Source organism: Streptomyces sp. NPDC091682 (assembly GCF_044756625.1).
Classification (GTDB): domain Bacteria; phylum Actinomycetota; class Actinomycetes; order Streptomycetales; family Streptomycetaceae; genus Streptomyces.
The window spans coordinates 1-24,278 of record NZ_JBIVTH010000026.1; the positions used below are offsets into that span (position 1 = coordinate 1).

26 protein-coding genes and 1 tRNA gene are annotated in these 24,278 nt (G+C 71.6%); 14 read left to right on the forward strand and 13 right to left on the reverse strand.

Going from position 1 to position 24,278, the window contains the following annotated elements; translation table 11 throughout:
• Positions 1-347 precede the first annotated feature (347 nt).
• Positions 348-1,658: a tetratricopeptide repeat protein gene (locus ACIQK6_RS36910; RefSeq protein ID WP_329101731.1), complete on the reverse strand. Its 1,311-nt coding sequence runs from the start codon at positions 1,656-1,658 to the stop codon at positions 348-350.
• 242 nt (positions 1,659-1,900) lie between these two features.
• Here ACIQK6_RS36910 and ACIQK6_RS36915 point away from each other — a divergent pair, with 242 nt between their 5' ends.
• Together ACIQK6_RS36915 and ACIQK6_RS36920 are read left to right on the forward strand one after the other, a co-directional pair.
• Positions 1,901-2,311, forward strand: a complete 411-nt coding sequence (locus ACIQK6_RS36915; RefSeq protein WP_329101733.1) for a hypothetical protein — start codon at positions 1,901-1,903, stop codon at positions 2,309-2,311.
• A 45-nt stretch (positions 2,312-2,356) separates the two neighbouring features.
• Positions 2,357-3,235 (forward strand): fused MFS/spermidine synthase, encoded by an 879-nt coding sequence (locus ACIQK6_RS36920; RefSeq protein ID WP_329101735.1) that lies wholly within the window; start codon positions 2,357-2,359, stop codon positions 3,233-3,235.
• A 30-nt stretch (positions 3,236-3,265) separates the two neighbouring features.
• Here ACIQK6_RS36920 and ACIQK6_RS36925 read toward each other — a convergent pair whose 3' ends face one another.
• Positions 3,266-3,814 carry a hypothetical protein gene (locus ACIQK6_RS36925; RefSeq protein WP_329101736.1) on the reverse strand — a complete coding sequence of 183 codons (549 nt, stop codon included), beginning with the start codon at positions 3,812-3,814 and terminating at the stop codon, positions 3,266-3,268.
• A 79-nt stretch (positions 3,815-3,893) separates the two neighbouring features.
• Here ACIQK6_RS36925 and ACIQK6_RS36930 point away from each other — a divergent pair, with 79 nt between their 5' ends.
• The 7 genes from ACIQK6_RS36930 to ACIQK6_RS36960 all read left to right on the forward strand — a co-directional run bounded on the left by ACIQK6_RS36930 (position 3,894) and on the right by ACIQK6_RS36960 (position 8,736).
• Positions 3,894-4,583 (forward strand): response regulator transcription factor, encoded by a 690-nt coding sequence (locus ACIQK6_RS36930; protein WP_030010722.1) that lies wholly within the window; start codon positions 3,894-3,896, stop codon positions 4,581-4,583.
• Positions 4,584-4,590: 7 nt separating this feature from the next.
• Positions 4,591-5,997 (forward strand): HAMP domain-containing sensor histidine kinase, encoded by a 1,407-nt coding sequence (locus ACIQK6_RS36935; protein ID WP_329101738.1) that lies wholly within the window; start codon positions 4,591-4,593, stop codon positions 5,995-5,997.
• Between the two features lie 27 nt (positions 5,998-6,024).
• A complete protein-coding gene (locus tag ACIQK6_RS36940; protein WP_189737231.1) occupies positions 6,025-6,189 on the forward strand; it encodes a DUF5993 family protein in 165 nt (54 codons plus the stop codon).
• A gap of 2 nt (positions 6,190-6,191) precedes the next feature.
• The gene (locus tag ACIQK6_RS36945) at positions 6,192-6,845 is read left to right on the forward strand and encodes a disulfide bond formation protein B (protein WP_329101740.1); all 654 of its coding nucleotides are present in this window, start codon (positions 6,192-6,194) and stop codon (positions 6,843-6,845) included.
• A 57-nt stretch (positions 6,846-6,902) separates the two neighbouring features.
• Positions 6,903-7,565: an NAD(P)-binding domain-containing protein gene (locus tag ACIQK6_RS36950; RefSeq protein WP_329101742.1), complete on the forward strand. Its 663-nt coding sequence runs from the start codon at positions 6,903-6,905 to the stop codon at positions 7,563-7,565.
• Between the two features lie 88 nt (positions 7,566-7,653).
• The gene (locus ACIQK6_RS36955; protein WP_329101744.1) at positions 7,654-7,953 is read left to right on the forward strand and encodes a hypothetical protein; all 300 of its coding nucleotides are present in this window, start codon (positions 7,654-7,656) and stop codon (positions 7,951-7,953) included.
• A gap of 234 nt (positions 7,954-8,187) precedes the next feature.
• A complete protein-coding gene (locus ACIQK6_RS36960) occupies positions 8,188-8,736 on the forward strand; it encodes a DUF1062 domain-containing protein (protein WP_329101746.1) in 549 nt (182 codons plus the stop codon).
• 69 nt (positions 8,737-8,805) lie between these two features.
• Here ACIQK6_RS36960 and ACIQK6_RS36965 read toward each other — a convergent pair whose 3' ends face one another.
• The gene (locus ACIQK6_RS36965) at positions 8,806-9,384 is read right to left on the reverse strand and encodes a TetR/AcrR family transcriptional regulator (RefSeq protein WP_402696852.1); all 579 of its coding nucleotides are present in this window, start codon (positions 9,382-9,384) and stop codon (positions 8,806-8,808) included.
• Between the two features lie 81 nt (positions 9,385-9,465).
• Here ACIQK6_RS36965 and ACIQK6_RS36970 point away from each other — a divergent pair, with 81 nt between their 5' ends.
• Positions 9,466-10,281 (forward strand): NAD(P)H-binding protein, encoded by an 816-nt coding sequence (locus ACIQK6_RS36970; protein ID WP_329101751.1) that lies wholly within the window; start codon positions 9,466-9,468, stop codon positions 10,279-10,281.
• Here ACIQK6_RS36970 and ACIQK6_RS36975 read toward each other — a convergent pair.
• Genes ACIQK6_RS36975 through ACIQK6_RS36990 form a run of 4 tightly spaced genes read right to left on the reverse strand, consistent with a single transcriptional unit; the run spans position 10,278 to position 14,884 of the window.
• Positions 10,278-11,705, reverse strand: a complete 1,428-nt coding sequence (locus tag ACIQK6_RS36975; RefSeq protein WP_402696853.1) for a GH1 family beta-glucosidase — start codon at positions 11,703-11,705, stop codon at positions 10,278-10,280. The genes ACIQK6_RS36970 and ACIQK6_RS36975 overlap by 4 nt on opposite strands.
• Positions 11,702-12,526 (reverse strand): carbohydrate ABC transporter permease, encoded by an 825-nt coding sequence (locus ACIQK6_RS36980; RefSeq protein WP_329101755.1) that lies wholly within the window; start codon positions 12,524-12,526, stop codon positions 11,702-11,704. Before ACIQK6_RS36980 ends, ACIQK6_RS36975 begins: the two co-directional genes overlap by 4 nt.
• On the reverse strand, positions 12,523-13,518 hold the full coding sequence (locus ACIQK6_RS36985; protein ID WP_402696855.1) for a carbohydrate ABC transporter permease: 996 nt from the start codon (positions 13,516-13,518) through the stop codon (positions 12,523-12,525). The genes ACIQK6_RS36980 and ACIQK6_RS36985 overlap by 4 nt, the downstream gene beginning before the upstream one ends.
• A gap of 7 nt (positions 13,519-13,525) precedes the next feature.
• On the reverse strand, positions 13,526-14,884 hold the full coding sequence (locus ACIQK6_RS36990) for an extracellular solute-binding protein (RefSeq protein ID WP_329101757.1): 1,359 nt from the start codon (positions 14,882-14,884) through the stop codon (positions 13,526-13,528).
• Positions 14,885-14,986: 102 nt separating this feature from the next.
• Here ACIQK6_RS36990 and ACIQK6_RS36995 point away from each other — a divergent pair, with 102 nt between their 5' ends.
• The gene (locus ACIQK6_RS36995; protein WP_329101759.1) at positions 14,987-16,012 is read left to right on the forward strand and encodes a LacI family DNA-binding transcriptional regulator; all 1,026 of its coding nucleotides are present in this window, start codon (positions 14,987-14,989) and stop codon (positions 16,010-16,012) included.
• 110 nt (positions 16,013-16,122) lie between these two features.
• On the opposite strand, the gene ACIQK6_RS37000 is transcribed toward ACIQK6_RS36995, so the two are convergent.
• The 4 genes from ACIQK6_RS37000 to ACIQK6_RS37015 all read right to left on the reverse strand — a co-directional run bounded on the left by ACIQK6_RS37000 (position 16,123) and on the right by ACIQK6_RS37015 (position 18,881).
• Positions 16,123-16,195, reverse strand: a tRNA-His gene (locus tag ACIQK6_RS37000).
• A gap of 105 nt (positions 16,196-16,300) precedes the next feature.
• The gene (orn, locus tag ACIQK6_RS37005) at positions 16,301-16,903 is read right to left on the reverse strand and encodes an oligoribonuclease (protein WP_030008729.1); all 603 of its coding nucleotides are present in this window, start codon (positions 16,901-16,903) and stop codon (positions 16,301-16,303) included.
• A 105-nt stretch (positions 16,904-17,008) separates the two neighbouring features.
• Positions 17,009-18,184, reverse strand: a complete 1,176-nt coding sequence (locus ACIQK6_RS37010) for a helix-turn-helix domain-containing protein (RefSeq protein WP_329101762.1) — start codon at positions 18,182-18,184, stop codon at positions 17,009-17,011.
• Between the two features lie 376 nt (positions 18,185-18,560).
• Complete coding sequence (locus tag ACIQK6_RS37015; RefSeq protein ID WP_402696857.1) at positions 18,561-18,881, reverse strand: hypothetical protein; 321 nt, start codon at positions 18,879-18,881, stop codon at positions 18,561-18,563.
• Between the two features lie 445 nt (positions 18,882-19,326).
• On the opposite strand from ACIQK6_RS37015, the gene ACIQK6_RS37020 reads away from it, so the two are divergent.
• The 3 genes from ACIQK6_RS37020 to ACIQK6_RS37030 all read left to right on the forward strand — a co-directional run bounded on the left by ACIQK6_RS37020 (position 19,327) and on the right by ACIQK6_RS37030 (position 22,002).
• The gene (locus ACIQK6_RS37020; RefSeq protein ID WP_329101764.1) at positions 19,327-19,860 is read left to right on the forward strand and encodes a universal stress protein; all 534 of its coding nucleotides are present in this window, start codon (positions 19,327-19,329) and stop codon (positions 19,858-19,860) included.
• Positions 19,861-20,023: 163 nt separating this feature from the next.
• Positions 20,024-20,593: a GPR1/FUN34/YaaH family transporter gene (locus ACIQK6_RS37025; protein WP_329101766.1), complete on the forward strand. Its 570-nt coding sequence runs from the start codon at positions 20,024-20,026 to the stop codon at positions 20,591-20,593.
• 125 nt (positions 20,594-20,718) lie between these two features.
• Entirely contained in the window at positions 20,719-22,002 is a 1,284-nt protein-coding gene (locus ACIQK6_RS37030) for a transposase (protein ID WP_329101768.1), read from the forward strand.
• A gap of 33 nt (positions 22,003-22,035) precedes the next feature.
• Here ACIQK6_RS37030 and glmS read toward each other — a convergent pair whose 3' ends face one another.
• Entirely contained in the window at positions 22,036-23,853 is a 1,818-nt protein-coding gene (gene glmS, locus ACIQK6_RS37035; RefSeq protein WP_266596228.1) for a glutamine--fructose-6-phosphate transaminase (isomerizing), read from the reverse strand.
• 65 nt (positions 23,854-23,918) lie between these two features.
• Positions 23,919-24,194 carry a hypothetical protein gene (locus ACIQK6_RS37040; RefSeq protein ID WP_329101771.1) on the reverse strand — a complete coding sequence of 92 codons (276 nt, stop codon included), beginning with the start codon at positions 24,192-24,194 and terminating at the stop codon, positions 23,919-23,921.
• Between the last annotated feature and the right edge of the window lie 84 nt (positions 24,195-24,278).

Below are 24,278 nucleotides of genomic sequence, written 5' to 3' on the forward strand. Positions count from 1 at the left end.
CCACGCTCCGGGGACGGGTCGTCGCTGTCGGAGCCGTGCCGTGGGGCGGGGACACGGAGGAGGGTCCCCGCAGGACGAGCGCGCAACCCAGGCCGTCTGGCAGAACCACGGCCGCCTGGCGCGAGCCGAGGAGACCCTCCTGCGGGGCACCGCCCCACCCATCAAAGCCCCGCCGGCGTTTGAGGCGACCCACCTCGGCACGAGGCAACGTGCCACCGAGCCGCAAAACCGCCGAGCCCCCGCAGGGGACCCGGCCCCGCCGGCGTTTGAGGCGACCCACCTCGGCACGAGGCAACGTGCCACCGAGCCGCAAAACCGCCGAGCCGCCCGCAGGGCACACCGCAGGGCTACCGCCGCGTCAGGAACGCGGCCACGCGGGGGGAGCGTTGGTGGGGGATGAGGGTTGCGGCTGTTTCCGAGAGCATCGACCGGATCCGGGTGGACTGGACCTCGGTCAGCAGGTCCAGCACCCGGCCGCCCGCCCACGCGGCCTCGTCGGGGGCGCCCGCGCGGGCCAGGTCGCCGGCCAGCTCGGCGGTGTAGAGGGCCACGTTCCGGGCGAAGTGCGGGTCCTGGAGGTCGGCGGCGCGGCGGGCGTGCCGGGCCGCACGGGCGTGTTCGCCCAGCGCCGACCAGCAGCGCGCCTCCAGGGACTCCAGCTCCGCCTGTCCGAAGAAGGACATCCATTCGGGGTCGGCGTCCGATTCGCCCCGGGCGAATTCCGTGTGCGCCCGGGTCAGCGCATCCTCGCAGGCCCTGCGGTCGGCCAGCCCCGCCCAGCCGCCGGCCTCCCGCAGCGCGAGCAGGGACAGCAGCCGCGGGGAGCCGAGGGAGCGGGCGGCGCGGTAGCCCGCCTGGGCGGCCCGTACCGCTTCCCGGGAGCGGCCGCAGTCCCGGGCCAGGAAGGCCATGTTGCTGAAGGCGTGCGCCTCCAGGCCCGCGTCCCGCGCGACCCGGGCCGTCGCCAGGGCCTCCGCGTAGTGCGAGCGGGCGTCGTCGAAGCGGCCCGAGTCGTGGGCCAGCCAGCCGACGGAGACGGCCAGTTCGCCGGCGCCCGAGTGCAGCCGGTCCTCGGTGGACTGCCGGGTGGCTCCCGCGTCGAGCAGTGCGTAGGCGGTGCGCAGGGGTTCGGCGGCCCGCCGGTACAGGGAGTCGGCGCCGTGCCGGTCGTCCAGGAGGCGGATCTGGCGTACCGCGTCCTCGACGGCGGCGGCCTCGGACTCGCCGGCGCGGGTGGGGAGCCGGCGGGCGTCGCCGAGCAGGGTGAGGCTGAGCGTCGCGGCCGCCACGGTCGCGGAGCCGCCCGCCATGAACGCGCGACGCAGCACGTCGCTCTCCTTGGCACTGGAAGGGGAACGGGGTACGGGGACGGAGAGGGGATCGCGCTGGGCCGAGCGGCCGCGGACGCTCTCGCGGGGGGAGAAGCCCAGATCGGCCAGGGCGCGGCCGGGGAACATGTGGAGGAAGACCCGCTCGTAGGCGTAGTTGGGGCAGCGGATCTCGCCTGATTCGACCCGGCCGATGTAGCGCGCGTCGCAGGAAACCGTTTCTCCGATCTCCTTCGCCGCCCGGCGCACCAGGGCTGCGAACTCGGCCGGGGAGTGCTGTCCGCGCAGCTGCCGGAACGTGGAGTTGGGTGAGTGGGGGGACGCCGCCATGGACGTGACCTCTCTGGCAAGGAACGCAGCACCGGTGGTGTGACGGGGGGTCCGGCGCGCACGAAAGTACCGCCAGCGAGGGGGTGTTCATGCAATGTTTGGCCACAAAAGGGATATCTCACCCGCGATCCGCCATGAACTGCCATCCTTTGTGGCGTCTTGCCGCCGCACCTGTTGACGTTCCCGTGCGTTGAACCCGTGCGGATCCGGATCGAGGAGGGGTTCCCTTGGTGGAGGGCGGCATGGAGAGCACTGCAACGAACACCGCGTCCGAGTCCGGCGCGGCCCCGGACCTGGACCTGGTGACCGTTCCCACGCGGCAGGGGCTGGAGGCGGTGGACATCATCCGCCGCGCCGCCAGCCAGGCCGGCGGGGTCGGGCCGGTCCTGCACGACGGATCCGGTGACACCCTCGGCTTCCTCGTGCCGTCCGGCACCGCCGACGCGTGGGACCTGCCGGGCAGTGCCTGTACGCAGACCAACGGGCGCGGCATGCGCTTCGGCGACGCGGCCTCGCCCACCGCGGACGCCCCGGACGCCACCGGCTGGCTGCTCCCGCCGGAGGCCGTCGCGCCGGTCACCGATCCGGACGTGCTGCGGGCGGCGCTCGGTGAGGCGGCCCGGCTGATCGAGGCCGCGGACAACTGCCGCTGAAGCGTCCGGGCCGGGTGCTGCGCCGCCGCCCGTCACAATGGGGTGGTGGCAGGCAAGGACAGGAACAAGGGCAAGCAGCGCGGCCGCGGCAGCGCCGAGGCGGTCGTCGGGCAGGTGGACGGTGGCCGGGCGGAGCTGGAGCCGGACCGGGAGCGGGCCGGGGCCTGGACCCTGTTGATCGACGGGGCCCCGCAGTCGCACGTGGACCTGGAAGATCCCGGGTACCTGGACTTCGCGTACCAGCGGCGGATCGGCCACCTGATCGACCTCGTCGCACCCGCCCGGCAGCCCCTGAACGTGGTGCACCTGGGCGGCGGCGCCTTCACCCTCGCCCGCTACACCGCGGCCTCCCGGCCGCGCTCCACCCAGCAGGTCGTGGAGATCGACGCCGCCCTGGTGGCCTTCGTACGGGAGCACCTGCCGCTGGACCCGCAGGCGCGGGTCCGGGTCCGGGCCGTGGACGCGCGGGCGGGCCTGGCCAAGGTCCCGGACGGCTGGGCGGACCTGGTGATCGCGGACGTGTTCAGCGGGGCGCGCACCCCGGCGCACCTGACGAGCGGCGAGTTCCTGGACGACGTGCGCCGCGCCCTCGCCCCCACCGGGTGGTACGTGGCCAATCTGGCGGACGGTCCGCCGCTGACCCATCTGCGGAGCCAGATCGCGACGGCCGCGTCCCGGTTCACGGAGCTGGCGCTGGCCGCCGATCCGGTGGTGTGGCGGGGGAAACGGTTCGGCAACGCCGTCCTGGTGGCCGCCGACCGGGAGCTGCCCGTCGCGGAGTTCACCCGCCGGGTCGCGAGCGACCCGCACCCGGGCCGGGTCGAGCACGGCCGGGCCCTGGCCGACTTCGCGGGCGGCGCCGCGCCGGTCGTGGACGCCTCGGCGGTGGCCTCTCCGCAGCCGCCGCCCTCGGTCTTCCGCTAGACGGTCTTCCGCTGGACGGTCGCCCGCCCCTCAGGGGTCGACGATCTCGACCAGCGGCGGGTGGTCGTGCCACGTGCAGAACACCGACACCTCACGGCCGTCCCGGGTGAAGGTGACCCGGATCCAGAAGTCCGTCTTCCACACCTGCATCCGCCAATCGGCCGCCGGCGTCGCCGAGACCAGCTCGGCCGAGGAGGCGCCCAGGGAGAAGACGACCCGGCCGCCGGAGACCGGATAGGCCTGCACCTTCCCCGCGTCCTGGCCCAGCCGCTGGTTCGGGCCGGGGGCGGTCGACGGCTTCGGGGACTTCTCCGGGGAGGTCCCGGCGCTCGGCGACGCGTCCGCGGTGGGCGACCCGGAGGGCGACGGGGATGCGGACGCGGACGGGGTCGGGGAGGGGGACGGGGAGGCCTGCGCGCCGTGCGTCGACGAGGACAGCGGACGGTTGGTCAGGGGCACCGCGAGGGGCGGATCGTAGGCCGTTCCCGACATGACGGTGTGCACGCCCCACCACGACAGCGTCACCGCCGCGCCGGTCGCCAGCATCCATGCCATCGCATGAAGAAGTCCTCGTCGCATCAACGCACATACTGCACCACCCGCCACAAGAGTGGCCCGACACCCCGCCGGGTCGCCCGGATGGACTACGGTGCGGGCCATGGCAAGTGTGCTCGTGGTCGAGGACGACCAGTTCGTACGTTCCGCCCTCATCCGGCACCTGACGGAGGCCTCGCACACCGTGCGGAGCGTCGGCACGGCCCTGGAGGCGCTGCGCGAGGTCGCGCACCACCGCTTCGACGTGGTCATCCTCGACCTCGGACTGCCCGACCTGGACGGGTCCGAGGCGCTCAAGATGCTGCGCGGCATCACCGACGTACCCGTGATCATCGCCACTGCGCGCGACGACGAGGCGGAGATCGTCCGGCTGCTCAACGACGGCGCCGACGACTACCTGACCAAACCTTTCTCCGTGGAGCACCTCTCCGCCCGGATGTCCGCCGTCCTGCGCCGCGCCCGGGCCGCCGCCGGGGCCGAACCGCCCTCGCGCGTCCTGCGCGTCGGCGGACTCGCCATCGACCCGCTGCGCCGCCAGGCCGAGCTGGACGGGGCCGTACTGGACCTCACCCGCCGGGAATTCGACCTGCTGGCCTTCCTCGCCGGCCGCCCCGGGGTGGTCGTGGCCCGGCGCGAACTGCTCGCCGAGGTCTGGCAGCAGTCGTACGGGGACGACCAGACCATCGACGTCCACCTGTCCTGGCTGCGCCGCAAACTCGGCGAGACCGCCGCCCGGCCCCGCTACCTGCACACGCTGCGCGGGGTCGGGGTCAAGCTGGAGCCGCCCCGGTGAGCGCGCGATGAGATGGGCGCTCGTCAAGGTGTGCCTCGCGGTCACGGCCATGGTGGTCGTGGCCTTCGCCGTACCGCTGGGCCTCGTCGTCCAGGAGATGGCCAGTGACCGGGCCTTCTCCAACGCCGAACGGCAGGCCGCCAGCATCGGCCCGACGCTGTCCATCACCACCGACCCCGTGCAGCTGCGCAAGGCGGTGGAGTCCACCCAGATGGGCGCCGCCCGGCGGATGGCCGTCCACGTGCCCGCGATCGGCGACAGCCCGCCGGTGAACATCGGCCGGGGGCGGGCCGGGGAGCGCGCCGTCGCGGAGACCCGGCGGATGGGACGGGGTACGACGGCCAAGGTCTCGGGCGGCGGCTCGGCGCTGCTCCAGCCGACCGCGCTCGGCTCCGGTGACATCGCCGTCGTGGAGATCTTCGTACCGGAGAGCGAGGTCAGCAACGGGGTCGCGACCGCCTGGCTGGTGCTCGCGGGCGTCGGCCTGGCCCTGATCATCGGCTCGGTCGGGGTCGCCGACCGGCTCGGCGCCCGGCTGGTCCGGCCCGCCGAACGGCTCGCGGACGCGGCCCACCAGCTCGGTGAGGGCCGGCTCGGCGCCCGGGTGCCCGAGGCCGGGCCGAAGGAGCTCCGCTCGGCGGCCGCCGCGTTCAACGCGATGGCGGACCAGGTCGTCGAACTCCTCGCCAACGAACGGGAACTGGCCGCCGACCTCTCGCACCGGCTGCGCACCCCGCTGACTGTGCTGCGGCTCAACACGGCCTCGCTCGGCGACGGCCCGGCCGCCGAGCAGACCCGCGCCGCCGTGGAGCAGCTGGAGCGCGAGGTCGACACGATCATCCGTACCGCCCGGGAGCAGCGCCCGGCCACCGGCCCGGGGGCCGGGGCGGGCGCGGGCTGCGACGCCTCCGAGGTCATTCGCGACCGGATGGCCTTCTGGTCGGCGCTCGCGGAGGACGAGGGCCGCGAGGTGCGGCTCGCCGGCGTGGACCGTACGGTACGGATCCCCGTGGCGCGGCCCGAACTCGCCGCCGCCCTCGACGCCATGCTCGGCAACGTCTTCCGGCACACCCCCGAGGGCACCCCCTTCGCGGTGGACGTCCACGACGCGGGCGACGCCGTGATCGTGCTGGTCTCGGACGCGGGTCCCGGCATCGAAGACCCGGACGCGGCCCTGCGCCGCGGCAACGACGGCGGCCGCGACGGGTCGACGGGCCTCGGCCTGGACATCGTGCGGCGGGTCGCGGAGTCGACCGGCGGCGACGTACGGCTGGGGCGCTCGGTGCTCGGCGGGACCGAGGTCCGGGTCTGGATCGGCCTGGACGGGCGGAGCCTCGGCGGCCCCGGCGCGGGGCGGGCCGCGCGCGGCCGACGCGGCAACCGACGTAACCGGGGGCGCGCCTCGCAGGCGTGATGTCGCCGTCTCGGTACGGTCCGCGGCATGGACACCCTGATCTTCGGCGGGCTCCTCGCCACGCTGATCGCCCTGTACCGGGGCGCGTCCCGGACGGTCGTGCTCGGCGCGTGGTGGGCGGTGCTGATCGCCGTCACCCTGCTGACGGCGCACCACATCACCAGCGGCCTCGCCCTGAAGCTGAGCTACTGACCGTGACCGCGACGATGCACAGCCTCGTGCCCGACGCCCCGCCGGAGAGCGGCCTGCTGGGCCGGGTCCAGTACTGGTTCGCCTGCCTCTTCGCCTTCGGCTGGTCGGTAGCGGTCTGCGCCGGCCTCTACTACCAGTTCGGCCGCGGGGACATCCCGTGCCCGCTGTGCGTCGTGCAGCGGATGTTCATGCTGCTGGCCGCCCTGGGCGCGGCGTACGTCATCCGCGCGGCGCTGCTCAGCGGCACCGTGCCGGCCCGCGTCTACATGACGGGCTGGGGGATGTCCCTGGTCGCGGCGATCGGGGGCTCCTTCGCGTCCTGGCGGCAGACCATGCTGTACGTCCTGCCGGGGGCCGAGGGGTACGGGGGCGAGGTGCTCGGCCTGCACCTGTACCACTGGGCGTGGATCCTCTTCCAGTTCTCGGTGGTCGCCATCGGCGTCGTCCTGGCCTTCGCCCACGCGACGGCCGACCGCGCCGTCCTGGCGGTCCGGCCGGGACCGCTGCGCACGGCGGGCATGTGCGCGCTGTGGTTCCTGGGCATGGTGATCGCCGTGAGCACCCTGGCGGTCTTCCTCCAGGAGGGCTTCCACTGGTTCCTGCCGGACGGCCCGAACCGGTACCAGTTCTTTTACGATGTCGGGATCTTGGGCTGACCGGGTCCGGGGTGGGCCGGGACGGCCCGGCCTCCGTTCGACGAATGGATCTCCGCAATGCGCTACGCAGTCCTCGGCACCGGGATCGTCGGCCGTACGGTGGCCGCCCGGCTCGACGGCCTGGGCCACCAGGTGGTCATCGGCACCAGGGAACCGGCAGCGACCCTCGGCCGCTCCGAGTACGCCGAGTGGCAGGAGGCCCACCCCGCGGTCGGGCTGGCCACGTTCGCGCAGGCGGCGCGGGACGGCGAGGTGCTGGTCAACGCCACCGGCGGGCAGGCCAGCATTGCCGCGCTGACGGAGGCGGACGCCGCCCACCTCGACGGCAAGGTCCTCATCGACATCGCGAACCCGCTGGACTTCTCGGGGGGCTTCCCGCCGGTCCTGGACCCGGTCAACGACGACAGTCTGGCCGAGCTGATCCAGCGGACCTTCCCGCGGCTGCGGGTGGTCAAGACGTTGAACACGATGAACTGCCAGATCATGGTGGACCCGGCGCGGGTCGCCGGCGAGCACCACGTCTTCCTCTCGGGCGAGGACGCGGACGCCAAGAAGTCCGTGCGCGAACTGCTGTACGCCTTCGGGTGGCCGGAGGCGAGCGTCCTCGACCTCGGGGGCATCGAGACGGCCCGGGGCACCGAGATGCTGCTGCCGATCTGGCTCCGCCTGATGGGCGCGCTCGGCCACGCGGACTTCAACTTCCACGTCCAGGGCGCGTAGGTCGTCCCGGGCCCGCCCCGGACGGGGGCGCACATGTTGCTGCGCCCCCGCCCCCGGCCGAGGGTGGGCCTGAGGGAAGGAGCCACGCATGAGAGTCATGCTCAGGGCGCACATGGACACGGCCGCCACCAACGAGGGCATCAAGACCGGCGCGCTGCCCCAGGCGATCAAGACGCTGATGGAGAAGGTGAAGCCGGAGGCGGCCTACTTCGGCCTGCACGAGGGCGTGCGCTCCTGTTGGCTCGTCTTCGACATGCAGGACAGTGCGCAGATGCCGCCGCTGATGGAGGACCTGTTCCTGCATTTCAACGCCGAGATCGACGTCGCTCCCGTGATGAACGCCGAGGAGCTGGCGAAGGGCCTGGCGGCGATGAAGGCCTCCTCCTGACCGGCTTCTGACCGGTTTCCGACCGGTTTCTGACGTTCTCCTGCCCGGCTCCTGAGGGTAAAACCGGTGGAGCGGCGCCGCTGTGCGCCGTTACCGTGCTGCCGAGTCAAGTCGTCTAGGCAAGGACGTGCCGTTGTACACCCTGTGAGACCCCCCGAGTGCTGATCTGCCGCGCGTCGCGCCTGTGCGCCGCGCTGCTTTTTGCTGCGGACTTCTCACTGAAGGTGTACTTCTGTGCTCAATGACTGGGTGGTCATGCCCACCTGCCTACCGACCGTTCTCCGCCGTTGTCCCGCGTGCGCGTCCGACCGCTTCCGGGCGAACGGCAAATTCCGCGTCAACGCACACCACAAGCTCCTCGACGCCTGGCTCCTCGTGCTCTGCACCGCTTGCGGGGACACGGCAAAGCTCACGGTCCTCGAGCGGGTGAACGTGCGCTCCGTACGACCCGATCTGCTGGACCGGATGCATGACAACGACCCTGACCTGGCAGCTGAGTTGCTCCAGGATCCCGTCATGCGGCGCCGCAATCGCATCGCCCTCGACTGGGACGGCGCATGGCGCCTCGACACCGGCGGATCGGATCACCTGGACCGCGAGGTGATCGACGTTTCGGTCCGCTTCGCGGCCCGGATCCCGGTCCGGCCGGTGCGACTGATCGCCGAAGGGTGCGGTCTTTCGCGGGCCGAGGTCGAGGGGCTGATCACGGAGGGCGCACTCGTTTCGGCAGTCCGGCTGAGCGGCAAGCTCTCCGGCGACTTCGCTTTCACGCTCAAGCGCTGAGCCCTCCTCGGGACCGGGGGCCCGTCCGGCAAGATCCGCCGGACGGGCTCCCTCCCGGCGTCGGAGCCGTCAGCGGAGGGAGTCGATCCAGCGTTCCAGGCGGCGGATCTCGGCGGCCATCAGCTCCGGGTCGCGGAAGGTGTTGGTGAGCAGTGAGATGCCCTGGTAGGCGGCGATCAGGGCGACGGCGAGTTCGCGGGCGTCGGCCCGGTCCATCTGCGCGAACTGCTGCTCGGTCCAGTCGAGCAGGACCTGCATGACGGCGGCGATCGAGCGGCCCGGGCCGTCGGCGCGCTTGTCCAGCTCCGAGGCGAGGGTGCCGGTGGGGCAGCCGTACTGGGCGGTGAGCTCGCGCTGTTGGGCCCAGCCGGCCAGCAGGGCCTTCAACCGCTCCTCGGGGGTGGGCAGTTCGTCGAGGGCGGCGATCAGGCCCCGGAGGGTCTGGGCGTGCGCGTCGATCGCGGCCTCGACGAGTTCTTCCTTGGTCTTGAAGTAGTAGTAGACGTTGCCCACGGGGACATCGGCCGCCCGGGCGATGTCCGCGAGCGTGGTCGGGGCGACGCCCTGGGCGTGGAGGACCCGGGCCGCGGCGGCCGCCAGCCGCTCCCGTTTGCCGGACGTCCGCCGGCCCTTCTTTGAGTCAGTCACCTGACTCACTCTAGACGAGCGATCGGGCGAGGGGCTATGGTCACAATTAAGTCAGCCGACTAACTCACAAGGGGGATCACCATGATCGTAGTGACGGGCGCGACCGGGAACGTGGGGCAGGAACTCGTACGGATCCTCGCCGACGCCGGCGAGCGCGTGACCGCCGTCTCCCGGCGGCCGGCAGAACTGCCCGAAGGCGTCCGCCACCACCAGGGCGACCTCGCCGAACCGCAGGGCCTCGGCCCCGCGCTCGAAGGGGCCGACGCACTGTTCCTGCTCGTCGCCGGCGAGGACCCGCACGGCATCCTGGAGCGGGCCGCGGCCGCCGGGATCCGCCGGGTCGTGCTGCTCTCGTCCCAGGGCGTCGGAACCCGCCCCGAGGTGTACGCCCACCCCGCGCGGTTCGAGGACGCCGTCCGCAGCAGCGGCCTGGAGTGGACGGTCCTGCGCTCCGGCGGCCTCAACTCCAACGCCTACGCCTGGGCCGAGACCATCCGCACCCGGCGCACGGCCGCCGCGCCCTTCGGCGACGTGGGGCTCCCGACCGTCGACCCGGCGGACGTCGCCGAGGTCGCGGCCGCGGTCCTGCGCGAGCCGGGCCACGCGGGCCGGACCTACGAGCTCACCGGGCCCGCCCCGGTCACCCCGAAGGAGCGGGCCGAGGCGATCGGCGCGGCCCTGGGCGAGCCCGTCCGCTTCGTCGAGCAGACCCGGGAGGAGGCCCGCGCCCAGATGCTGACCTTCATGCCCGAGCCGGTCGTGGAGGGCACCCTCGGGATCCTCGGGGCACCCCTGCCCGCCGAACGGGAGCCGAGCCCCGCCGTGCGGCAGATCCTCGGTCGGGCTCCCCGTCCGTTCGCGGACTGGGCGGCCCGCACGGCCCCGGCCTTCCGCTAGAACGCCTCCTCCGGATAGGCCCGGAAGCTCCCTTTCCGGGCTAGGCGGGCGTACCAGTGGGCGCTGGAGCGGGGGGTGCGGGCCTGGGTCTCGTAGTCGACCTGCACGATGCCGAAGCGCTTGCTGTACCCGTAGGACCACTCGAAGTTGTCCATCAGCGACCAGAGGAAGTAGCCCTCCACCGGAGCGCCGTCCACCAGGGCGCGGTGGACGGAGGCGAGGTGGGCCTCCAGGTAGCCGATGCGCTGCGGGTCGTGCAGGTCCGGGGCGTACGCCGCGCCGTTCTCGGTGACCAGCAGCGGCAGCCCGGGCGCCTCGCGGGTGAAGCGCATCAGCAGGTCGTACAGGCCGGTGGGGTCGATCGACCAGCCCATGTCGGTCCGCTCACCCGGGGGTTGGTGGAAGGCGACCGACTCCGCCCCGGGCCACGGGGAGTGCGCCGCCGCCCCGTGCCCGTCGGCGCGCGGGCCGGTCCCGCCGGGGGCGGCCGAGACCACCGCCGGCGTGTAGTAGTTCACCCCGAGGTAGTCCAGCGGCTGGTGGATCAGCGCCTCGTCGCCGTGGCGGACGAAGGACCAGTCGGTCACCGCGGCGGTGTCCGCGAGCAGGTCCTCGGGGTAGGCGCCGTGCAACAGCGGGCCGGTGAAGACCCGGTTGGCCAGGGCGTCGATCCGGCGGGCCGCGTCCAGGTCGGCCGCCGATCCGGTCAGCGGCCGTACCGCGCTGGGGTTGAGCGCGATACCGGCCCTGGCCCGGGCCGGCAGCGCCGCCGCGGCCAGCCCGTGCGCCAGGTTGAGGTGGTGGGCGGCGCGCAGCGAGTCGGCGGGGGAGGTGCGGCCGGGCGCGTGGACCCCCGAGGCGTAGCCGAGGAAGGCGCTGCACCAGGGCTCGTTGAGGGTGGTCCAGAGCTCCACCCGGTCGGCGAGCGCCGCCGTGACCTGCTCGGCGTACCGGGCGAAGGCGTAGGCCGTCTCCCGCTCGGGCCAGCCGCCCGCGCTCTCCAGCTCCTGCGGCAGGTCCCAGTGGTACAGGGTCACGCAGGGCCGGATCCCGTACGAGAGCAGCTCGTCGACCAGCGCGTCGTAGAAGCCGATCCCGCCGGCGAGGACCCGTGGCCAGGACACCGAGAACCGGTAGGCGCCGAGTCCGAGCGAGGCCATCAGCCGCACGTCCTCCCGCCACAGCCGGTGGTGGTCGACGGCCACGTCGCCCGTGTCACCGCCGTGCACCTTGCCCGGCGTACGGCAGAAGGTGTCCCAGATGGACGCTCCGCGCAGGGCCCGGGCGCCCTCGATCTGGAAGGCCGCCGTGGCCGTCCCCCACAGGAACCCGTCGGGGAAGCTCAGCTCCCGCCCGCCGGTGTCCGTGTCCGTGTCTGCTTCCGCTTCCGCGTTCGTGTGCGCGTTCGTCGGGAGTTGGGTCATCCCTTCACCGCTCCTTGCATGATGCCGCCGACGATCTGCCGGCCGAAGACGAGGAACACCAGCAGCAGCGGGAGCGTGCCCAGCAGCGCGCCCGCCATGATCACCGATTGGTCGGGGACGTAGCCCCGGCCCAGCCCGGTCAGGGCCACCTGCACCGTCGGGCTGCCGTTCTGGGTCAGCGCGACGACCGGCCAGAAGAAGTCGTTCCAGGCCATGACGAAGGTCAGCATCCCCAGCACCGCCATCGCGGGCCGGGCGGCGGGGAACACCACGTGCCACAACACCCGCAGCGAACTCGCCCCGTCCGTGCGGGCCGCCTCCACCAGCTCCATCGGCAGCGCGTGCACCAGGTACTGGCGCATGAAGAACACCCCGAAGGCGCCCACCAGGGTCGGCAGGATCACCGCCTGCAGCCGGTCGGTCCACGACAGCTCCGCGATCAGCATGTAGAGCGGCACCACGCTCAGCTGCGGCGGGATCAGCATCGTCCCGATCACCAGCGCCAGCAACGGCCGGCTGCCGCGGAAGCGGAGCTTGGCGAAGGCGAAGCCGGCGAGCGTGGAGAAGAACACCGTGCCGGCGGCGACCGTGCCCGCCACGATCACCGTGTTCAGCAGGGCGGTGCCCATGTTGGCGTCGGTCCAGGCGACGTGGAGGTTGCGCCCCAGATTTCCGCCGAACCAGAACGGCGGCGGGGTCTGGGCCAGGCGGGTATTGCTCCGGGACGCCGCGATCGCCGTCCACACGAGCGGGAAGAGCGAGCCGGCCGTGAACAGGGCCAACACCACGTACGTGAACCGGCCCGCGCGCAATGACCTCATCGGGAGTCCTTCCGTCCGCGCAGCAGCCGCGCCGCCCCGGCGATCACCAGCAGGATCAGGAACATCGCCCACGCGATCGCCGAGGCCCGCCCGAGGTGCAGGTTCACCCAGCCCTGCTCGTACAGGTACAGCCCGAGCGTCTGGAACTGGTGGTCCGAGCCGCCCGTCGCGCCCGCCCCGCCGTTGAACAGCAGCGGTTCGCCGAACAGCTGGGTCGCCCCGATCGTCGACACCACACAGGTGAAGAAGATCGTCGGCCGCAGCGAGGGCACCGTGACGTGCAGGAACTGCTGGAAGCGCGAGGCCCCGTCCAGCGCGGCGGACTCGTACAGCTCGCCCGACACGGCCTGCATGGCCGCCAGGTAGATCAGCGCGTTGTAGCCGGTCCACCGCCAGATCACGATGGTGGAGACGGCGAGTTGGGAGGCGAAGGTGCCGTTCTGCCAGTCGACCGCCTCGAAACCCACGGCCGAAAGCGCCCAATTGACCATCCCGTGGTCCCGGCCGAAGAGCAGGACGAAGACGAGCGTGGCCGCCGCGACCGAGGTCGCGTACGGGGTGAGCACCGCGACCCGGAAGAAGGCGGAGCCCCGCAGCCGGTAGTTGAGGAGGTGGGCCAGCCCCAGCGCGATCGCCAGCTGCGGCACCGTGGACAGCAACCCGATGGTCACCGTGTTGCGCAGCGCGTTCCAGAAGAACGCGTCGTCCCACAGCCGGGTGAAGTTCCGCAGCCCCACCCACGTCATGCCGTCCGGATTGGTCAGCTCCACCTGGTGCAGCGCCGCCCAACCCGTGTAGAGCAGCGGGAACAGCCCGAAGGCGGCGAAGAAGAGGAAGAAGGGCGCCACGAAGGCGTACGGGCTCCAGCGCAGGTCCCAGCGGTAGCGGCGCGAGCGCCACACCTGGCCCGGCCGGCCCCGGCCGCCCCCCTCCGCCGCCGGCCGCTCCGGGCCGACGGCGGAGGGGGACAACACAGCCGTCTCGTCCGTCACCGCCGCCTCACTGGTCCAGGGCGTTGTCGATCGCCTTCACCGCGGCCTCCCAGCCCTCCTGCGCGCTGCGGCCCTTCTGGTCGACCTGGAGCATCCCGATGTCCGCCAGGTTCTGCGCGATCACGAGGTCCTTCGGGCCGACCACCGTCACCGGCACGCCCTCGGCGGCCTTCGCGAAGATCTCGCCGATCGGGGCGCCGCCGAAGTACGCGTGCTGCGCGCCCGACACCGTCGGCAGCTTGTACGCGGCGCTCGCGCTCGGGAAACTGCCGCGCTTCTCGAAGAGCTTCGCCTGCTGCTCCGGGGCCGTCAGCCAGGCCGCCAGCTTCGCCGCCTCCTCGGCGTGCTTGCCCGCCTTCGGCACCACCAGGAAGGACCCGCCCCAGTTGCTGGGCTTCGGCGCCTGGGCCACGTCCCATTTGTCCTTGCCCGCCGGGCCGGCCTTGTCCTGGATGTAGCCGAGCATCCAGGCCGGGCAGGAGACCGTGGCGAAGGAGCCGTTGGAGAAGCCCTGGTCCCAGGCCGGGGTGAACTGCTGCAGTTTGGCGCTCAGCCCGCCGGTGGCGAAGGAGGCCGCCAGGTCGAAGGCGCCGCGCACCGCCGGGTTGGTCTTGTAGACGACCTTGCCCTGGTCGTCGTAGAAGCGCTGGGCGCTGCTCCCGGTCACCGCCGCCATGACGCCCGAGGCCGAGTCCACGAAGGCCTTCCCCTCGCCGGCCTTCGCCTTGTAGGTCCGGCCCGTCTCCAGGTACTTGTTCCAGTCGCCCGCCCACAGCGCCCCGACCGCCGTCCGGTCGGTGGGCAGTCCGGCCGCCTCGAAGAGGTCCTTGCGGTAGCAGATGCCCTGCGGGCCGATGTCCGTACCGAGGCCGACCGTGGCCCCGCCCTTGGCCGCGGGCGCCGTGCCCTGGGCCCACTTCCAGGGCAGGTACGCGGCCTTGTCCACGCCGGGGGCCTTCGCCAGGTCCACCAGCTTGTCGGCCTGGGTGGCGGTGATCTCGGCGATGTTGTTGACCTCGACGGCCTGGATGTCGGCGAGCCCGCTGCCCGTGCCCAGGTGGGTGAGGAGCTGGGGGTAGTAGTTCTCGTTCCGCTCGATGGAGGTCTGCTCGATGCGGATCCCGGGGTTCTGCGCCATGTACGCGTCGTAGAGCCCGGCCTCCTGGAGTCCGAAGGCCCCGAAGACCCCGACGGTGAGGGTGGTCCGTGCGCCGCCGGAGGTGCCGGTGGAGGGGGCGCCCCGGCCGGGGCCCTCGTCGGGGTCCTGTGCGCACCCCGCGAGCAGCAGGGCCGCGGTCGCGACCGCGGCGACGGTCGTGACGAGGGCTCTTCGGGATCGGGCTCGGGATCGGGATCGGACGCGCATGTGCTTCCTCCCAGAAGGACGAAACGTGCCGGGTGTCGTGTGACACAGTGTGGGAGCGCTCCCACAGCCGTCAAGAGGTAGATTCACAACCGGGAGGAAGTCATGAACGGGCACGGGCGCAGTGGGGGACGACCGACCCTGGAGGAGGTCGCGGCGCGCGCCGGAGTCGGGCGCGGCACGGCCTCCCGGGTGATCAACGGATCCTCCAAGGTCAGCGAGCACACCAGGGTCGCCGTCGAGGCGGCCGTGGCCGAGCTGGGGTACGTACCGAACCGCGCCGCGCGCGCCCTCGCGGCCAACCGCACCGACGCCATAGCCCTCGTGATCCCCGAGCCCGAGGCCCGCTTCTTCGCCGAGCCCTACTTCTCCGAAGTGGTCCGCGGGGTCGGCGCCGAGCTCGCCGACACCGAGGTCCAGCTCGTCCTCACCCTGGCGGGCAGCGACCGCGAGCGCCGCCGGCTCGCCCAGTACCTGTCCGGGCACCGCGTCGACGGGGTGCTGCTCGTCTCCGTCCACGCCGGGGACCCACTGCCGGAGCTGCTGGCCGAGCTCGGCATCCCGACGGTGATCAGCGGCCGCCGCTCCGCCGCCGAGACCCTGCCCAGCGTGGACTCCGACAACCTGGCGGGCGCGGCCGAGGCCGTGAGCCACCTCCTCGACCGGGGCCGCCGCGCGATCGCCACGATCACCGGCCCGCTGGACGTGTACGGGGCCCAGTGCCGCCTCGACGGCTACCGGCAGGCCCTGGCCCTCGCCGGACACCCCGTCGACGAGCAGATGATCGCGGTCGGCGACTTCACCGAGGAGGGCGGCCGGCGGGCCATGCGGGCCCTGCTGGAGCGCCGCCCCGGGCTCGACGCGGTCTTCGCCGCCTCGGACGTCATGGCGGCGGGCGCCCGGCGGGAGCTGCGCGCGGCAGGCCGCCGGATCCCGCGGGACGTGGCGCTGGTCGGCTTCGACGACTCGGTGGTGGCCCGGCACATGGACCCGCCGCTGACCAGCGTCCGGCAGCCGATCGAGGAGATGGGCCGGACCATGACCCGGATGCTGCTGGACCGGATCGCGGGGGAGCGGGCCGAGGTGGCCGCCGTGCTGCCGAACCGGCTGGTGGTCCGCGAGTCGTCCTGACGGCCCCGGCCGTGGGGCCGGGAGGAGACCCCGGTACCCCGGTCGTGAAGAAGGCCCCTGGTCATACAGAAGGCCCCGGTCCGCATCCGCGAACCGGGGCCTTCCCACAGGGTGAGTGACGGGACTTGAACCCGCGGCCACCTGGACCACAACCAGGTGCTCTACCAACTGAGCTACACCCACCATGTCCGGTCGGAAAACCGACCGGCCGAAGAAAAGGGTACAGGGTCCGGGAGGGTGCTCGCTCCTCCCTTTCCCCGCGCCCCCTCCGGAGGGGCCCGGCCGGAGCTACGCGCCCGGCACGACGTGCTTGGCGGCGATGCTGCGGGCCGTGTCCGAGTCGGGCCCGGGCTGCGGTACGAAGACCGCCTCCCGGTAGTAGCGCAGCTCGGTGATGGAGTCCTTGATGTCCGCCAGCGCCCGGTGGTTGCCGTTCTTCGGCGGGCTGTTGAAGTACGCCCGCGGGTACCAGCGGCGCGCCAGCTCCTTGACCGAGGACACGTCCACGATCCGGTAGTGCAGGTAGCTCTCCAGCGCGGCCATGTCGCGCAGCAGGAAGCCGCGGTCGGTGCCGACCGAGTTTCCGCAGAGCGGCGCCTTGCGGGGCTCCTTCACGTGCTCCCGCACGTAGGCCAGGACCTGCGCCTCGGCATCCGCGAGGGTGGTCCCGCCGGCCAGCTCGTCGAGCAGGCCGGAGGCGGTGTGCATCTCGCGCACCACGTCGGGCATGGTCTCCAGCGCGGCGTCCGGCGGGCGGATCACGATGTCCACGCCTTCGCCGAGCACGTTGAGCTCCGAGTCGGTGACCAGTGCGGCCACCTCGATAAGTGCGTCGTCCGTCAGCGAGAGCCCGGTCATCTCGCAGTCGATCCACACCATGCGATCGTTCATGTGTCCCACCTTATGCGGTCCCCCACGGCGCGGACCGCATATGCGGAAGGTCCTCCATCGGCGGTGACCGATGGAGGACCTTCGTGCGCCGTACTCAGCTCGCGGTCAGGCGTGTTCCCGCAGGACCCGGCCCGGGGCGTACAGCTCCGTCACCGTGGGACCCGATGCGGCCAGGGCCGCCGCCGCCCGGTGGGGCTGCGGAGTGCGTTGGTGCGGAACCGGACCGGCGTTGATGTCGGACACCTGCGCCACGTCGGCCTGCGGCCGGCGTGCCCGGTAGGCGGAGCGGTAGGCGGCCGGGGAGGACCCCAGCTGCCGCCGGAAGTGACCCCGCAGGGCGACCGGCGAGCGGAACCCGCAGCGTCCGGCGACCTCGTCGACCGAGTAGTCGGAGGTCTCCAGCAGCCGCTGTGCCTGGAGCACCCGCTGGGTGATCAGCCACTGGAGCGGAGCGCTGCCGGTGAGCGAGCGGAACCGCCGGTCGAAGGTGCGCCTGCTCATGTAGGCGCGGGCGGCCAGCGTCTCCACGTCGAACTGCTCGTGGAGGTGTTCCAGTGCCCAGGCGACGACCTCGGCCAGCGGGTCGGCGCCGATCTCCTCCGGCAGCGACCGGTCGAGGTAGCGTTCCTGGCCGCCGGTGCGGCGCGGAGGCACGACGAGCCTGCGGGCCAGGGCCCCGGCCGCCTCGCTGCCGTGGTCCGTGCGCACGATGTGCAGGCACAGGTCGATTCCGGCCGCAGTGCCGGCGGACGTGAGCACGTCGCCGTCGTCGACGAAGAGTTCGCGCGGGTCGACGTGGACGGACGGGTACCGCTTGGCCAGCGTCGGCGCGTACATCCAGTGCGTCGTCGCGGGCCGGCCGTCCAGCAGACCGGCGGCGGCGAGCACGAAGGCTCCCGTGCACAGTCCGACGATCCGGGCCCCCTCCTCGTGCGCCAGACGCAGTGCGTCGAGCGCCTCCGGCGGCGGCGGCGAAGTGATGGAGCGCCAGGCGGGAACGACGACCGTTCCTGCCCGGGCGATCGCCTCCAACCCGTACGGCGCGGTCAGTTCGAGTCCGCCGGTGGTCCTGAGCGGACCGTCCTCACCAGCGCACACGAGCAATCGGTAGCGTGGAACTCCCGCGTCCTGCCGGTCAATGCCGAACACGGAGAGTGGAATGGAGCTCTCGAAGATCGGTCCGCCGCTGAAGAGCAGCACCGCGACGATCTCCCTGCGGCGACGCCCCGCGAGCTTCCGGCCGGCGTCTGCTGCGACGACGGCGGTGGAATCCTGGCTCATGGCGCTAAGCCCCCCTTGGGTGTCGCGACTCCTTGGTCTGGTCGCACCTGCACGTTTCCCCTCGGCCTTGCACGTGGATCCCCCGCCGTAAATACATGATCGAATCTACTGCGTCCCGTGGTGTCGGCGTGACAAGTTCAGCACGCAGCGCTATGTCGACTTCTCAACTTGGCGAAAAGCATTCGATCAGTAAGCGTTCCACTCCGCTACCCGAACGGGAAGCGTGCCGCCCGGCCATGGCCAGTACCTGTAGGGCCGGAACGCCCCCCGGGGTCTGTCGTCGCTGGTGATGAGGGGGACGGGGGGACATTCCGGCAAGGAGGGCACCCTGTCGGGAAGTTGGCTGAAAACATGCGTGTGTGGGTGTGCGAATGAGTCAGTCGTGCGGGGAGAGTAGGCGGGAACCCCGGCATCCGCGGTGCATCCCGCCACCGGCGCGCGAGTGTCGGCCGCGGTGGGCGGGCGGAAGGTGGCCCTCCGCGGGCCCCCGGGCCGCGGCCCGCCGGTTCTCCTCCGAGTGGCGCAGCAGGACCCGGCACACGGCCGTGACGGCGAGCAGGCCGAGGGTCGCGACGGCCGCCCCGCCGAAGGAGGTTCCGTAGACGACGAGGACCACGGGGACGAGCAGGCAGCTGAAGGCCGCCCAGCGCACCACGTCACCCGCGGGGTCGTCGTGGGGCCGCCCGGCGGAACGCACGGACGGGTGAAGGTTCGAGCGGGGGGCTGGGGCGAACTGCGGGGCGGGGTGGGCGTGCTGGGGGTACGGGGCGGACTGCGTCGGCTGAGCTGGCTGGCCGGGGTGAACCGGGTGACCGGGCACGGCGTGCTCCCTGCGGGCTCTTACCTGTTGGTCGGACGCATGTCCCAACGCCCGGCGGCGGGCTCGGTCACTGCGCCAACGGGTGGCGGTGGCCGGCCTCGTCACTGGCTGTAGGGGACAGCGGACATTGCCAAGGCGCGCTCGCTCCGGCATGCTCCCTGGGACGCTCTCCAAGGGCGGCATGCCCTGTGCAGGACAGGAGTGTCGCCGTACCCTGGTGGGTACGGGCTTGGGAAGATGCTTCCCGGACAGAGCTCCGTCACACTGCGTCGCCGATTTCGCCCCTGTTGCTTCCTCCAAGGACCTCTTCGCCGAGACACCCATGGCCGGTCACGAATCCCCCGAACCCGCGGACCGCAAGCGCAAACGCGTCGTCGACCCCGAGTCGGCCGCCGATCTGCGCGCGGCGGAACAGGCACGTGTGCACTGCGATCCGGCCTTCCGGCACGGGGTCGTCGTGGGATTCGACGGATCCACGTCCAGTGAACGCGCACTCGCCTATGCGATCGGCATGGCCCGACGCTCCGGATCCGGTCTGATCATCGTCCATGTCGCCAATCGACTGCCCACCACGGTGTGGGCCGGCTGCGAGCCGCCCGTCTTCGTCGACGTGCCGGACCACCGCACCGAGGTGCTCGGGCTGGAACTCGCCTGCGCGGACTATCTGGCCGAAGTGCCGTGGATCCTGGTCGAGCGCGGTGGTGACATCTGCCACGAGCTGGAGGAGGTCGGCCGGGAGTATTCGGCCGACGCCATCGTCGTCGGATCCACGCACGGGATCGTGGGCCGGATCTTCGGTTCGGTCGCCGGCCGCTTGGCCAAGCGCGCACAGCGACCGGTCGTCGTCATTCCTTGACCGCCTCCTCCCTCGAGCGCGACGGTGGGCGACCGGACCGGTCGCCCACCGTTGTCGTTCCGTGACCGTTCGTTAAGCCGCTTGTACGGTTGTGCCCCTGTGTAAAGGGTAGATAAATGCTGCTGGGACGCAGCAAACAACTGCAGATCGAAGGGAGCCCGCCGTGGACAATGGTGTCTCTGCGGGAAGCACGGCCTCGACTTCGACCCTCGGGAACATCGCCCTGGGTCTCACCCTTCTCGCATTCGGTATCGGCCACACCGGCGTCATCGACGGCGTGTCCGCTGCCAACTCCGTGTCGCTCGCGATGTACGTCGGTGGCGCGGCCCTGTTCCTCCTCGGCCTCCTGGAGTACCGCGGCGGCGACGGGTTCAACGGCACCGCGTTCGCGGGCCTCGGCATCTTCTGGTTCACGTGGGCCAAGGGTGCGGGAGGTTCGGTCTCCGACGAAGCAGCCGGAACGTTTCTTGTCCTCTTCGCGATGCTCGCGCTGACCCTTGCGGTCGCCGCCGCGAGCGGTCTGTTCGGTCAGGGCGTCTACGCCCTGCTGACCCTGTCGCTGCTCCTGCTGGCGCTGGGCGCGTTCGTGGACAACGGCACGCTCGCGAAGGCGGGCGGCTGGGTCGCCGCCGTCTCCGGACTGCTGGCCTGGTACGGCGCCACCGCGGCGCTGGCGCACTGGCCGATGGCCTTCGGCAAGGCCCGTAGCGGCGGCGCGGTCGCCGCGAGTTGATCGGCTACGTAAGAACGGAACGGTCCCCGAGATTCTGGGGGCCGTTCTCATCTATAAAAGGGCATTTTCTATCTTTTTCGCGCATAGGGGCATTGCGTTGATGAGTCGTCGGCACGATAGGCCGCGTGAAGGCGGACGCGGGGCGCAAGTATCGTGCGTACCCCACCGAGGTCCAGGACCAGGTCCTGGTGCGGTGGGGGCATACGGCGCGTGCTCTTTGGAACGTGGCTCTTGAGCAGCGGGTGTACCTGTGGGAGCAGCGTCGGTACACCCTGCGTTCTGTCGAGCAGTGCAAGTTCCTGACGGCCGCCCGGACCGACCTGGACTGGATGGGTGACCTGCCCGCGCAGTCCGGGCAGCAGATTCTGCGCAGCCTGGACCGTGCGTACGACAATTTCTGGAACCCAAGCCACTCCGCTGGGTTTCCGGCGCGGAAGAAGCGCGGGCACCGTCTGTCGATCCCGCTCCCTGGCCAGGCGGTCGAGGTTCGCAAGCTGAACCGCAAGTGGGCCGAGGTGCGTCTGCCCAAGCTCGGCTGGCTGCGGTTCCGGCTCTCCCGAGCGATCGGCGGCACGGTCCGCAATGCCACGGTCTCCCGGGACGGCAATGGCTGGCACGTCTCGTTCGGCGTCCACACGGGCCGCATGCCGGACGAGCTGAACGGGAAGCCCGCGTGCGGGGTGGACTTCGGTGTTGCCGCGTCCGCGTTCGTCTCCACCGACACCACACCCCGCCTCATGCCCCCGTCACTGAAAGCCAAGGAGAAGAAGCGGCTCAAGGCGCTGGAACAGCGCAAGGCGCGACAGATCACCTACGCCAAGAAACACAACGGCGGGAAGTACAGCTGCCGCCTGCGCACCACGATCGCTCAGATCGCAAGGCTCACTACCCGCCGGGCCAACCGACGACGGGACTTCACGCACAAACTCACCACCGACCTCGCCAAAAGCCACGGCCTGATCGGTATCGAAGACCTGCGCGTGAAGAGCATGACCGCCTCTGCGAAAGGTACTGCCGCGGCCCCGGGGAGGAACGTCCGGGCGAAGGCCGGGCTGAACCGGTCGGTCCTCGACAACACTCCGGGGGAGCGGCGGCGGCAGCTTGAGTACAAGGCGCGCATGTACGGGTCTGTACTCGTCGCCGTGCCGCCGTTCCACACCTCTCAGACCTGCGCCGCCTGCGGCCTGGTCGATCCCGGGTCCCGTAAGGGATGCGGCCGGCTGTTCGCCTGCACCCGGTGCGGGCACGAGGATGACGCCGACCGCAATGCCTCGATGGAGATCGAGGCCCGAGCCCGCCGGACGGGCGGCTCGGACATCAACAGCACGCGCAGCATCCCCCGGATGCGAGTCCCGGCCGCCGGCCGGAGGCGGATGCGTGAAGCCCTTCAGCCCGCTCACGCGGGCTGAAGGGAATCCCCGCCTTCAGCGCGGGGAGGATCGTCACTCGACCGTTACCGACTTCGCCAGGTTGCGCGGCTTGTCGATGTCCCGGCCCATGGCCAGGGCCGTGTGGTACGCGAGCAACTGGAGCGGGATGCCCATCAGGATCGGGTCCAGCTCGTCCTCGTTCTTCGGCACCACGATGGTGTGGTCCGCCTTCTCCTGCTCGCGGTGGGCGACCGCCAGGATCCGGCCGCTGCGGGCCTTGATCTCCTCCAGCGCCGCGCGGTTCTTCTCCAGCAGGTCGTCGTCCGGGACGATCGCGACCGTCGGCAGCGAGGGCTCGATCAGCGCCAGCGGACCGTGCTTGAGCTCGGAGGCGGGGTAGGCCTCGGCGTGGATGTAGGAGATCTCCTTCAGCTTGAGGGAGGCCTCCAGCGCCACCGGGTAGCCACGGACCCGACCGATGAACATCATCGACTTGGCCTCGGCGTACTCGGCCGCCAGCTTCTTGATGTCCTCTTCGCCCTCGAGGATCTCCTGGATCTGCGCGGGCAGCTTGCGCAGGCCCTCGATGATCCGCTTGCCGTCGGTGACCGAGAGGTCGCGGATGCGGCCGAGGTGCACGGCGAGCAGCGCGAAGGCCACGACCGTGTTGGTGAAGCACTTGGTGGAGACGACGCAGACCTCGGGGCCGGCGTGCACGTACACGCCGCCGTCGGCCTCGCGGGCGATCGCGGAGCCGACCACGTTGACCACGCCGAGGACGCGGGCGCCCTTGCGCTTGAGCTCCTGCACCGCCGCGAGGACGTCGTACGTCTCACCGGACTGGGAGACCGCGATGTAGAGGGTGTCGGGGTCCACGACCGGGTTGCGGTAGCGGAACTCGGAGGCCGGCTCGGCGTCCGCGGGGATCCGGGCCATGCCCTCGATGAGGCCGGCGCCGATGAGGCCCGCGTGGTACGAGGTGCCGCAGCCCAGGATCTTGACCCGGCGGATGCCGCGCGCCTCGCGCGGGTCCAGGTTCAGGCCGCCCAGGTGCACGGTGCTGAAGCGGTCGTCGATCCGGCCGCGCAGCACGCGGTCGACCGCGTCGGGCTGCTCGGAGATCTCCTTGTGCATGTAGGTGTCGTGACCGCCCATGTCGTACGAGGCGGCCTCCCACTCCACGGTCTCCGGGGTGGCGTTGGTCGTCGTGCCGGAGGTCGTGTAGGTGCGGAAGTCGTCGGCCTTGATGGTGGCCATCTCGCCGTCGCCGAGGGTCACGACCTGGCGGGTGTGGGCGACCAGCGCGGCGACGTCCGAGGCGACGAACATCTCCTTCTCGCCGATGCCGAGGACCACGGGGGAGCCGTTGCGGGCGACGACGATGCGGTCGGCGAAGTCGGCGTGCATGACGGCGATGCCGTAGGTGCCGTCGATGACCTTCAGCGCCTCGCGGACCTTCTCCTCCAGGGAGTCGGCCTCGGAGCGGGCGATCAGGTGGACGATGACCTCGGTGTCGGTCTCCGAGACGAAGACGACGCCCTCGGCCTCGAGCTTGGCGCGCAGCTCGGAGCAGTTGTCGACGATGCCGTTGTGGACGACGGCGACCTTGTTCTCCGGGTCCAGGTGCGGGTGGGAGTTGATGTCGCTCGGGGCGCCGTGCGTGGCCCAGCGGGTGTGGGCGATGCCGGTGGTGCCGGCGAAGCGCTTGGGAACGCGGGACTCCAGCTCGCGGACGCGGCCCTTGGCCTTGACGACCTTCAGGGCCGGGGCCTTCGGGGTGTTGACCACGATGCCCGCGGAGTCGTATCCGCGGTATTCCAGCCGTGCCAGGCCCTCCAGCAGCAGCGGTGCCACGTCACGCTTGCCGATGTAACCGACGATTCCACACATACGGTTTTGCCCCTCCTGAAGTTCGGTTCCGTGCTCGTCCGGTGCCGCGTGCGGCGGCCGCCGGCTCAGCCGTAGACGATGCGGCGCAACTGCCGGAGCGAGAGCTCCGGCGGCGCCACTGCGCGGTGCGGCAGCTCGGCCGCGATCCGCTCGAAGATCTCCGTGTTCACCGCTCCGCCGGACTGCAGTTCCCGGTGGCGGCGGCGGACGAACTCCTCGGTCGTCTCGTCGAAGTAGGCGAGCACGTCCAGTACCACCCGGGCCGCCTCGCCGCGCTGGAGCGCGGTGCTGCGCACCAGGTGGTCGACGAGGTCGTCATGCGACGGGCGGCGATCGAGCACTCGTAGATATTGGCGGCTAATGGCGATGAACGCAAAGATCCTGCCCGATTCCGGGCAGGATCGGACTGGTCTGGACCAGTGGGG